This window comes from Pseudooctadecabacter sp., assembly GCF_965657175.1.
Classification (GTDB): domain Bacteria; phylum Pseudomonadota; class Alphaproteobacteria; order Rhodobacterales; family Rhodobacteraceae; genus Octadecabacter.
This window is the reverse complement of sequence record NZ_CBFHNH010000002.1, coordinates 217382-227919: the sequence shown is the minus strand read 5'-3', so window position 1 is coordinate 227919 and position 10538 is coordinate 217382. Positions and strand designations below refer to the sequence as shown.

Here is a 10538-nt window from a genome sequence, read left to right as displayed (position 1 = left end):
TTGACGCCATGTCCCGCCACCTTGAGGCGGGCACGTTGAAAGAACTGACTTTGACGACCAACGGCTCCCAGCTTGAAAAATATGCCGATGATCTGTTCGCCGCCGGTGTGCGGCGCGTCAATGTCTCATTGGACACCCTCGACGACGACAAATTCACCGCCATCACCCGCTGGGGCCGCCTGCCCCAAGTGATGCGCGGCATCGACGCCGCCCAACGCGCGGGCCTGCGGGTTAAGATCAACACCGTGGCGCTGGCGGATTTCAACGACGTGGAACTGTTCGATCTGCAAGCGTGGTGTGCCGACCGCGATATGGATTTGACTTTTATCGAAGTCATGCCCATGGGCGACATCGGCAATGAGGACCGGATCACGCAATACTGGTCTCTCAAGGACCTGCGCGCACGGCTGGCGGAGCGTTTCACCGTGACCGATCTGGCCGAGCGTACAGGCGGCCCCGCACGCTATATCCGGCTTGAAGAAACGGGCCAAAAAATCGGCCTAATCACCCCGCTGAGCCACAATTTCTGCGAAAGCTGCAACCGTGTGCGTATCACCTGTACCGGCGAAATCTACACCTGTCTGGGCCAAGAGGGCCATTCCGACCTGCGCGCGCCCCTGCGTGCCTCTGAGGATGACGCCCAGCTTGAGGCCGCTATCCGCGCCGCCATCGGGCTGAAACCAAAGGGCCACGATTTTGACTACTCGCGCCAATCGGTCGACGGCCAAGTCAGCCGCCACATGAGCCATACTGGCGGATAGCGCGCTTTATCAAAGGCTTACGCAGAAAAGGTGATGTAAAGCCTTAGCTGTCTTTTGGGGTATAGCTCATGGTGGCGCGGTCCCATGTGACGCCTGCAGCCCGTCCCATCCGCTCCATCCGTTTGTGAATGGCCAGCCGGTTCGCCGCCCCTGACCACGTGCGCACGGGCACCGCATGTGTGGCCCCGAACCCGTCCACCAAAACCGCTTTATACGCTCCCAATCCACCCGCGAAGGTCCGGTGCCCCAAAACCACGTTGCTGGCGGTCATATCGCTGCACCGCACACCCAAGGCCAGCAGATCGCGCCCCATGGCCTGCAAGGCCGCCACATCGCGCGGCGTGACGTCGCCCGCCTTAGCGATGCTGCGCCAACTGCGCCCCAAGGTGCCGTCCAAGGTTCTAACGCTTTCGGTCAAACAGGCCTGCCCCAGATCCGTGGCCACAAAGCCGAACATATGCGCGATGGGCAAAGGCGTTGTCCGCTCAAGATGACAAAGGGACAGCCGCAAATATTCTTCATGCTCGCGCTGCAAGAGCCGTTTGCGGTAGCCCGCAAAATGACGCGAAAAGAACGCGCGCGGGCCCGCCCCTGCCGGTCTCCCCGTCCTTGACCAAGACCTTCAGCAGCAGTGCGCTGTCGTTCGGATGGGCGTAGACCTCACGTTCACCGCCACGGGCAATCCGCTCGGACCTTTCAGCGTGATCATCTGGCCTCCGGCCTGCCCGTGTGTCGCGGCCCCTGCCTCAAGACGCAGGCATCCGCTGTTCCACAATCTCCGCCCACCAGCTGCAGCCCGCAGGGATTGCCTCATCGTTGAAATTGTATTCTGGGTGGTGAACCATCGCCGTGTCGCCATTGCCCACCAAAATATAAGCGCCCGGCCGCTCTTCGAGCATGAAGGCAAAATCCTCACCCCCCATCACCAGCGGCGCATCGGAGCAATCGCCCGACACAGAGGCCGCGACCCCTGCTGCGAATTCGGTCTGTTCCACGGAATTGATCATGACCGGATAGCCCCGCACGTAATTGACGCGGGCCTCAGCACCCAGCGCGCGGGCGGTGCCTTCGGCAATCTCACCCAACCGCTTTTCCGCCAGATCGCGCACCTCAGGCGACAGCGTCCGCACGGTGCCGCGCAGATGGACCTTTTGCGGGATCACATTGTGCGCCTTGCTCGATGTCTCAAAAGACGTGACCGACACGACGACTTGTTCCACGGGGTCAACATTGCGACTGGCGATCGTCTGCAAGGCAATCACCACGTGGGAGGCCACAACCGTGCTGTCCACGGTCTCCTGCGGCTTGGCCGCATGCCCACCCAAGCCCTCAATCTCAATGTCGAACTGGTCAGCAGCCGCAAAAAACGCTCCTGGACGGATCGCAAAAGACCCTACCGGCTTGCCCGGCCAATTGTGCATCCCGTAGACCTCTTGAATGCCAAACCGGTCCATCATGCCATCATCGCACATCTCTTTGCCGCCGCCGCCGCCTTCTTCGGCGGGCTGAAAAATCACCACAACCGTGCCGTCAAAATTGCGCGTCTCGCTGAGGTACTTGGCCGCCCCCAGCAGCATCGCAGTATGCCCGTCATGGCCGCAAGCGTGCATCGCCCCATCGGTTTTAGAGGCATATTCCAACCCCGTTTGCTCATGGATCGGCAGCGCATCCATATCCGCACGCAGCCCGATGACCTTGCCCGATCCCGTGGCTTTGCCCTTGATAACACCTACCACGCCGGTCCGACCCAGCCCCGTCACGATCTCATCGCAGCCAAATTCCTTCAGCTTGTCCGCCACAATCGCACTGGTGCGATGGGTCTCGAACAAAATCTCGGGGTTTTCATGCAAATCGCGACGCCATTCGGTGATGTCAGGCAGCAATTCGGCAAAACGGTTCTTCACGGGCATTGGGTCTCTCCTGTTGAAGCTCGCCGCAAAACTGCGACGTCTCAAAACAAGACACAACCCTCGCCACCCCTTTCTCTGGTTCAAAAATACCTAAATCGCCCCCGCCTGCCCCACAGACCGACACCTGCGATCATCGCCTGGGCGACGGGCGAAGCCCGGCGCAAACCCTCATCCCTTCAGGCTCTCCAACAGACGCACCATAAACGCCTCGCCTGCCTGAAACTGCTCAACCGAGATGTATTCATTGGGCTGATGGGCCTGCGCGATGTCGCCTGGGCCGCAGATCACCGCGGAATAGCCGCGTTCCTGAAACTGCCCCGCTTCGGTGCCATAACTGACCACGCCCACGGCATTGTCGCCGGTCAATTGGCGCACCAGTTCTTCGGCGGGTCCCTCCACTTCCGGTTTGAGGCCGGGCACGAAGAAGGCAGGCGCCAGATCGATGCCCGTGTCGGGGTGGATCGCTTGCATCTCGGCCTCGATCTCCGCGACCTTGGCTTTGAACCGCGCGGTCCAATCCTCAATCGTCTCACCGGGCACGATGCGGAAGGTCAGGACAAAATCGCAGTCTTTGGCCGTGATGTTATGGGCGGTTCCGCCCGACACCATGCCCACATGCAGCGTCGTATAGGGCGGCACAAAGCCCGCATCCATGTCACTGGGCTCCTTCGCCGCGTTCTCGGCGTTCACCACATTGCACCAATCAATCAGCTTGGCCCCGAACATGATCGCGCTGACCCCTTCATGGATCAGCGAGGAATGCACCTCGAACCCGCGCATATGGACACCAAAGCCAAGCCCGCCCTTATGGCCGGTCACGACCTTCATCATCGAGGGCTCCCCGATGATCGCGGCAGAGGCGCGGGGCATCCCACTGGCCACCATCGCATCAATCATCGGCGGGGCACCGACGCATCCGACCTCTTCGTCGTAACTTAGCGCCAATTGGAGGGGTCGTGTGACGCCGCGCGTCTTGGCCTCGACCATGGCCCAGATCGACAACGCATCGAATCCCTTCATGTCGCAGGTTCCGCGCCCGTAAAGACGCCCGTCTTTTTCGACCACCTCAAAGGGGTCCGTGTCCCACGTCTGCCCGTCCACGGGCACCACATCCGTATGGCCCGACAGCACAACACCGCCCTCCGACTGAGGGCCCACATGGGCATAAAGGGCGGCCTTCTGCCCTGTGGCATCAGGCACGCGGGTCGATGGGATGTCGTGATCCGCCAGATACCCTTCCACCCACTCAATCAGCGGCAAATTGCTGTCGCGGCTCACGGTGGGAAAGCTGATCAGCTTTTCCATCAAAGCCCGTGCGGTCAGGGTCTGGGTCATGTGCATCCTCGGGGTCAAAACCAAAAGTGGAGCGTGAAACGGGCACCGGGTGCCGTCAATAGCCCAACCGGTGTGCATCCAAAAATTTACCATCCAGTAAAATGCTATCAGGGGTTGCGGGAAAGCGGATTGCTGTTAGCGTCTGTATCCAGAACGGGCTGCATCAGAGGGTCCGGCAACAAAAACAATCCATTAGACCACTTTCACAGGGGGGTCGCCTATGCCCGATGGGGCGCAGCCTGTTCTCGATGTACGGGACCTGAAAACTGTTTTCAAAGTTCGCGGTGGCGAAGTCCACGCGGTCAATAACGTGAGCTTCGACCTCAAGCCTGGTGAATTGCTGGGCGTCGTGGGGGAAAGCGGCTCCGGCAAATCGGTGACGATGATGTCCCTGTTGGGGCTGCTGCCGACACCGCCTGCGGATGTGCAAAACGGCAGCGTCACCTTTCAGGGGCAAGACCTGCTTAAGGTGAACCCAGAGACTTTGCGGTCTGTGCGCGGGGGCAAGATCGGCTTCGTCTTTCAGGACCCGATGACGTCTCTGAACCCTGTGTACAATGTGGGCATGCAGATTATGGAGCCCCTGCGCAAGCATATGGGGTTGTCCAAATCCGCCGCCCGCACCCGTGCGAAGGAATTGTTGGAACTGGTCGGCATTCCAGACGCGGAACGCCGCCTTAAGGATTATCCGCACCAGTTTTCCGGCGGCATGCGTCAACGTGTGATGATCGCCATTGCGCTGGCCTGCGATCCACAAGTGCTGATTGCCGATGAACCCACAACGGCCCTTGATGTGACCATTCAGGCCCAAATCCTTGAGCTGATGAAAGACCTTCAAGACCGCCTTGGCATGGCCGTGATCTGGATCACCCATGATCTGGGCGTGGTCGCGGGCATCGCGGACCGTGTGTTGGTGATGTACGGCGGCCAGATTGTCGAACAGGCCCCCACCCGCGAGCTGTTCAAGAACCCGCAACACCCCTACACCCGTGCCCTGCTGAAAACCGTGCCGTCTGTGCGCGGTCAGCGTGAGGACCGTTTGGCCATCATCGAAGGCCAGCCGCCGATCCTTGGCGCTCAACCCGCCGCCTGCCCCTTCCGCGACCGCTGCGATGTGGCGTTTGATCGATGCGGGCAAGAAAACCCACCGCGCTTTGATGTGGGTGTCGGACATGACGCCGCCTGTTTTTATGACGCCAACACAGGGGCACCACGCGATGTTTGATGCACCCAAAACCGACACCAAACTGGTCGAGGTCCGTGACCTCAAGATGCACTTTCCCATCCACACGGGCCTGTTTCGGCGTCACACCGGCGATGTGAAGGCCGTCGATGGCGTCAGCTTTGACATCTACGAAGGCGAGACGCTGGGCCTTGTGGGCGAAAGCGGGTGTGGCAAATCCACCTGTGGCCGCGCTGTCCTGCGTCTTTATGACGTCACCGATGGGTCGATCATGATCGACGGGGATGAAATCGGGGCGACACCGCAGGCCAAGTTGCGCGGCAAACGACCCACCATGCAGATGGTGTTCCAAGACCCGCAAGCGTCGCTGAACCCACGTATGACAGTGCAGGCGATCATTCAGGAACCGCTGGATGAACACACGACCCTGAACAAAGAGGAAAAGCGCGAAAAGGTGCTGGCCCTGATGGATCAGGTCGGGCTGAACCGCAAATTCGCAGGCCGCTACCCCCACGCGTTCTCGGGCGGACAACGCCAGCGGATCGGCATTGCCCGCGCACTGGCGCTGAACCCCAAGTTTATCGTCTGCGACGAACCTATTGCGGCACTGGATGTGTCCATTCAGGCGCAGGTGGTGAACCTGCTGGAAGACCTGCAACAGGAATACGGTCTGACGTACCTCTTTATCTCACACGATCTGAGCATGGTGCGCCATATCGCGACCCGTGTGGCGGTGATGTATCTGGGCAAGATCGTCGAACTCGCCCCGCGTGAAGCACTTTATGCGGCCCCTCTGCATCCCTACACCAAGGCGCTGCTGTCGGCGGTGCCCGAACCCGACCCTGACCTGCACGACACGATGGACCGCACGATCCTGACGGGGGACGTGCCCTCCCCCGCCAATCCGCCCAAGGGGTGCAATTTCTGCACCCGTTGTCCGGCGGTTATGGACATCTGTCATCAACAAGACCCCGAATATCGAGAGGTGCTGCCCGGCCAATTCGTCGCCTGCCATCACTACAACGATATCACCGATGCAGACGCCATCCGCGCTGCATCCGAGGCCCAGTAACATCTGGATCAAGAGCAAGATCAACTCGATACCAACTAGGAGAGTGACAATGAAACTGACAACAGCCCTCATGGGCGCCGCCACATTGGTGGCATTTGGATCGACGGCGATTGCCGACGGCCACGAAGGTGAGCGCGGCCGCGACGGCCAGCTCAACATCATCTACTGGCAGGCGCCATCGACGCTGAACCCGTATCTGTCGGGCGGCACGAAAGAGGTTGAATCTGCGTCCCTCGTTCTGGAATCCCTTGGCCGTTTCGACAACAACGGTGAACTGATCCCATGGCTGGCCGCTGAAATCCCCACCGTGGAAAATGGTGGCGTGGCCGAAGACCTCACATCCATCACATGGACCCTGCAAGAAGGCGTGATGTGGTCCGACGGGTCTGCCCTGACAGCAGCTGACGCTGTGTTCACATGGCAGTATTGTACCGCAGAAGGCGGCGGTTGCGCTCAGGCGTCCTATTTCGACGGTGTTGAATCTGTGGAAGCCGTAGATGATCTGACGATCAAGATCACCTTCGACGCGCCCAAGCCTTTCCCCTACACAGCGCTTGTGGGCTCGGAAAGCCCGATCATTCAGGCCGCACAGTTCGCGGATTGTCTGGGTGCTGCGGCCCCGACGTGCGTGGACGCCAACTTTGGCCCCATCGGCACCGGCCCCTTCGTGGTGACGGAATTCAAAGCCAACGACGTGATCCAGTTCTCCGCCAACGAGAACTTCCGCGAAGCAGGCAAGCCTGCCTTTGAGACCGTTCTGTTCAAAGGGGGCGGCGATGCAGCGGCTGCGGCACGTTCCGTGCTGGAAACAGGCGAGTTTGACTACGCGTGGAACCTGCAGATCGACCCGACTGTTCTGGCCGATATGGAATCCGCGGGCCTTGGCACCGTTGTGACTGCGTTTGGTACATCTGTGGAACGTCTGCACCTGAACCAGACGAACCCCTCAGCCGATCTCGGCGATCTGCGCGCCACAGCCGAAGGCGGGCCACACCCGTTCCTGACCAACCCTGTGATCGGTCAGGCCATGTCCATGGCCATCGACCGCAGCCTGTTGGTTGAAATCGGCTACGGTGCGGGCGGTCAGCCCACCTGTAACGTGCTGCCAGCACCTGCCGTCTATGCCTCTACGGCCAATGACGCCTGCCTGACACAGGACATCGAAGGCGCCATCGCGTTGCTCGATGACAATGGCATCGTGGACAGCGACGGCGACGGTATCCGTGAATACGAAGGTACGCCGCTGACGGTTCTGTACCAGACGTCCACCAACGCGGTCCGTCAGGACACCCAGGCACTGGTCAAACAGTGGTGGTCCGAAATCGGCATCAACGCAGAACTGCGCAACATCGATGCGTCTGTGTTCTTTGGTGGTGATCCGGCCTCCCCTGACACCTTCCAGAAGTTCTTTGCGGATGTTGAAATGTACACCAACAACTTCGCGGGCGTTGACCCCGAAGCGTACATGGCAAACTGGGCGTGTTCCGAATGGCCAAGCCCAGAGTCCCAGTGGCAGGGGTCCAACATGCAGCGTTTCTGCGATCCTGCATATGACGCGCTGATCGACCAGCTGGCCACAACTGCCGGCATCGAGGCCCGTGCCGCGATCGTCAAAGAGATGAACGACATGCTGATGCAGTCTTACACCATCATCCCTCTGATCCACCGTGGTGGTGTGTCCGCACATGCCAACACACTGGGCGGCATCCAGATCTCTGATTGGGATTCTGAGCTGTGGAACATCAAAGACTGGTACCGCGCAGGCGAATAATCGCTTTGCATGAAACCACAGGTGGGCGCGGCAGTGTCGCGCTCACCATCCCTCAACCCTCGGATTTTTGTGTCATGTCGTTCAGAACCTTCCTTTTGATCGCGACCCTCGCCCCCCTTCCGGCGGCGGCGTTTGGCGATCTGGACTGCATCACACTGCAATCTTGTGGCAACGCGGGCTGTCAGCCCGAAACGACCCCCTTCGCCGTGACCTTTGACTGGGCAGATGACGCCGCTGTGGTCACCGTGGACGGCAAGGATCACAGGCTCAATTGGGTGGCCACCGACGGCATGGCTGGCGGGCTTGGCACACGGCTGGAATATGGCGACATGGAGGACACCAACCGCCTGCTGCGGATTGAGGCCACAGCTACCGAAATCACCGCCCAATACACGTTTCGCGCGCCTTTGATCACCACTTGGGACGCGACTTGTGATGTGAGGCAAGCCGCATGATCCGGCCTGCTGTCCCGCCTCGCTTTCGCTGCCCTCTCTCGATCCCCTTCGCGCCCATCGGAGCCACTCTATGCTGACTTACACCATCCGGCGTTTGCTAACGGCGATCCCCACGTTGATCTTCATTTCGTTGATCATCTTTTTGCTTTTGGACATGGCACCGGGCGATCCTACGGCACAGCTGCCCCTGACCATCCCACCCGAGGTCCGCGAGCAAATCCGCCAGTCCTTGGGCTTGGGGGAGCCTGTGCACATCCGCTATTTCCTCTGGCTGAAACAGGTCATCTGGACGGAGCCGCTGTTTTACCTCTCCGAAGGAGTGTCCTGGATCAACGCGCCTGACAGCGCGCGGCTGATCTCATGGCAGACCCGCGCACCGGTGATGGACACGCTGTTCGAACGTCTGCCCCAGACGTTGATGGTGGTGGGTCTGGCCTATGTCGTCGGTGTGCTGATCGCCCTGCCCATCGGCATTATTTCGGCCTACAAACAATATTCCGTCTTCGATCAGGCCGGTACATTCGTGTCGATGATCGGCTTTTCCATCCCGCCGTTCTTTTCAGGCGTGCTGATGATCATCCTGTTTACGGTGATGATGCCCAACGACAGCTTTTGGTGGTTTCCGTCAATCTACGACACCACGCTGGTCGTCGACAGTTGGGAGAATTTTAAGGCGCAAATCCGCCAGATGGTGCTGCCTGTTATGGTCTTGGCACTGCAAACCACCGCCCAGATCAGCCGCTTTATGCGTGCGTCCATGCTGGACAACCTGAACCAAGATTACGTGCGTACGGCCCGCGCCAAAGGCATGACCGAAAGCGTCGTGGTCCTAAAACACGTGCTGCGCAATTCGATGATACCGGTGGTCACTGTGATCGCCCTTGGTATCCCGTCGATCTTTGGCGGTGCGATCATCACCGAACAGATCTTCAAGGTGAACGGGATTGGCCAGATGCTGATCGTGTCGATCCAAGCCTCTGACCTGCCGATGGTCCAGACGATCACCTTCATCTTTGCGGTGATGATCGTCCTTTTTAACCTCATTGCCGATATTCTCTACGGCATTCTCGATCCGAGGATTCGCTATGACTGATCCGATAGACCCCGCAGCCGCAGGGGCCGTAAGCCCCGCCCCACCGGCCCTGGCCGAGGACACCCGCGCCGATGCGCCTGCGCGCAATCAATGGTGGGACGTCTGGGACCAGTTCAAGACCCACAAGGGTGCCGTCTTTGGCGCGTCCTTCTTCATCTTCGTGATTGCAGCGGTCTATCTGGGCCCGTTTCTGTGGACGATTGACCCCACCTACATCGACATCCGTGCGCGCAATTCCGGCCCCACATGGGCGCATCCCTTTGGCACCGACCAGCTGGGCCGCGACATGCTGGCACGGATGATGGCGGGCGGTCAGACGTCGATTTCCGTGGGCCTGACGGCCATGGCGCTGGCGCTGTTGCTCGGCACGCTTGTTGGGGTGCTGGCGGGGTATTTCAAACGCATCGACGGGCTGCTGATGCGCACCACGGACCTGTTTCTGGCCCTGCCCCTGCTGCCTTTGCTGCTGGTCATGGTGATGCTGTTCCGCCAGCCCCTGTCGGCGTCCTTTAGGCCCGAGACGGGCATCTTTATCCTGATCGTGGTGGCCATCGGCATCACATCGTGGATGCCCACGGCGCGGATTGTGCGCGGCGATGTTCTTGCGCTGAAAGAGCGTGAGTTTGTTCTGGCGGCCCGGTCGATCGGCACGCGGCCCGGCAGGATGATCCTGCGGCATGTGTTGCCCAACGTGATGTCACCCATCATGGTTTCTGCCACGCTGGGGATTGCCACGGCGATCATCACCGAAAGCGCGTTGTCCTTCCTTGGCCTCGGCTTTCCACCGGACTTCCCCACATGGGGCCGCCTGCTGTTTGATGCGACGGATTTCATGCAACAGCACCCTGAACGCGTCATGTGGCCCGGCCTTGCGATCAGCCTGACGGTGCTGTCTGTGAACTACATGGGCGACGGGCTGCGCGACGCGCTGGACCCCCGCATTCGCGGATTGTGATTT

General features: G+C 60.0%; 10 protein-coding genes. 7 read left to right on the top strand and 3 right to left on the bottom strand.

From position 1 onward, the window contains the following. A partial coding sequence (locus tag ACTG36_RS03940) for a GTP 3',8-cyclase MoaA (protein ID WP_439141508.1) occupies positions 1-761 on the top strand: 761 nt, incomplete at its 5' end. Between the two features lie 43 nt (positions 762-804). Here ACTG36_RS03940 and ACTG36_RS03935 read toward each other — a convergent pair. The 3 genes from ACTG36_RS03935 to argE all read right to left on the bottom strand — a co-directional run bounded on the left by ACTG36_RS03935 (position 805) and on the right by argE (position 4006). Next, on the bottom strand, positions 805-1296 hold the full coding sequence (locus ACTG36_RS03935) for a YrbL family protein (protein WP_375280568.1): 492 nt from the start codon (positions 1294-1296) through the stop codon (positions 805-807). Between the two features lie 211 nt (positions 1297-1507). After that, positions 1508-2671, bottom strand: coding sequence for a M20 aminoacylase family protein (locus ACTG36_RS03930; RefSeq protein WP_375280569.1), 1164 nt, complete (start codon positions 2669-2671; stop codon positions 1508-1510). 168 nt (positions 2672-2839) lie between these two features. Further along, a complete protein-coding gene (argE, locus tag ACTG36_RS03925) occupies positions 2840-4006 on the bottom strand; it encodes an acetylornithine deacetylase (protein WP_375280570.1) in 1167 nt (388 codons plus the stop codon). Between the two features lie 220 nt (positions 4007-4226). On the opposite strand from argE, the gene ACTG36_RS03920 reads away from it, so the two are divergent. The 6 genes from ACTG36_RS03920 (at position 4227) to ACTG36_RS03895 (ending at position 10535) form a co-directional block, all read left to right on the top strand. Beyond that, positions 4227-5231 carry an ABC transporter ATP-binding protein gene (locus ACTG36_RS03920; RefSeq protein WP_375280571.1) on the top strand — a complete coding sequence of 335 codons (1005 nt, stop codon included), beginning with the start codon at positions 4227-4229 and terminating at the stop codon, positions 5229-5231. Then, positions 5224-6261: an ABC transporter ATP-binding protein gene (locus ACTG36_RS03915; protein WP_375280572.1), complete on the top strand. Its 1038-nt coding sequence runs from the start codon at positions 5224-5226 to the stop codon at positions 6259-6261. The genes ACTG36_RS03920 and ACTG36_RS03915 overlap by 8 nt, the downstream gene beginning before the upstream one ends. Before the next feature lie 49 nt (positions 6262-6310). Beyond that, positions 6311-8032 (top strand): peptide ABC transporter substrate-binding protein, encoded by a 1722-nt coding sequence (locus tag ACTG36_RS03910; RefSeq protein WP_375280573.1) that lies wholly within the window; start codon positions 6311-6313, stop codon positions 8030-8032. Between the two features lie 74 nt (positions 8033-8106). Beyond that, the gene (locus tag ACTG36_RS03905; RefSeq protein WP_375280574.1) at positions 8107-8487 is read left to right on the top strand and encodes a hypothetical protein; all 381 of its coding nucleotides are present in this window, start codon (positions 8107-8109) and stop codon (positions 8485-8487) included. 70 nt (positions 8488-8557) lie between these two features. Beyond that, positions 8558-9580, top strand: coding sequence for an ABC transporter permease (locus tag ACTG36_RS03900; protein WP_375280575.1), 1023 nt, complete (start codon positions 8558-8560; stop codon positions 9578-9580). Beyond that, a complete protein-coding gene (locus ACTG36_RS03895; RefSeq protein WP_439141504.1) occupies positions 9573-10535 on the top strand; it encodes an ABC transporter permease in 963 nt (320 codons plus the stop codon). Before ACTG36_RS03900 ends, ACTG36_RS03895 begins: the two co-directional genes overlap by 8 nt. Positions 10536-10538 lie beyond the last annotated feature (3 nt).

Coding starts and splice junctions, on each gene's coding strand:
- ACTG36_RS03930 (WP_375280569.1), bottom strand. CDS start 2,671: ATGCCCGTGAAGAACCGTTTTGCCGAATTGCTGCCTGACATCACCGAA.
- argE (WP_375280570.1), bottom strand. CDS start 4,006: ATGACCCAGACCCTGACCGCACGGGCTTTGATGGAAAAGCTGATCAGC.
- ACTG36_RS03920 (WP_375280571.1), top strand. CDS start 4,227: ATGCCCGATGGGGCGCAGCCTGTTCTCGATGTACGGGACCTGAAAACT.
- ACTG36_RS03915 (WP_375280572.1), top strand. CDS start 5,224: ATGTTTGATGCACCCAAAACCGACACCAAACTGGTCGAGGTCCGTGAC.
- ACTG36_RS03910 (WP_375280573.1), top strand. CDS start 6,311: ATGAAACTGACAACAGCCCTCATGGGCGCCGCCACATTGGTGGCATTT.
- ACTG36_RS03905 (WP_375280574.1), top strand. CDS start 8,107: ATGTCGTTCAGAACCTTCCTTTTGATCGCGACCCTCGCCCCCCTTCCG.
- ACTG36_RS03900 (WP_375280575.1), top strand. CDS start 8,558: ATGCTGACTTACACCATCCGGCGTTTGCTAACGGCGATCCCCACGTTG.
- ACTG36_RS03895 (WP_439141504.1), top strand. CDS start 9,573: ATGACTGATCCGATAGACCCCGCAGCCGCAGGGGCCGTAAGCCCCGCC.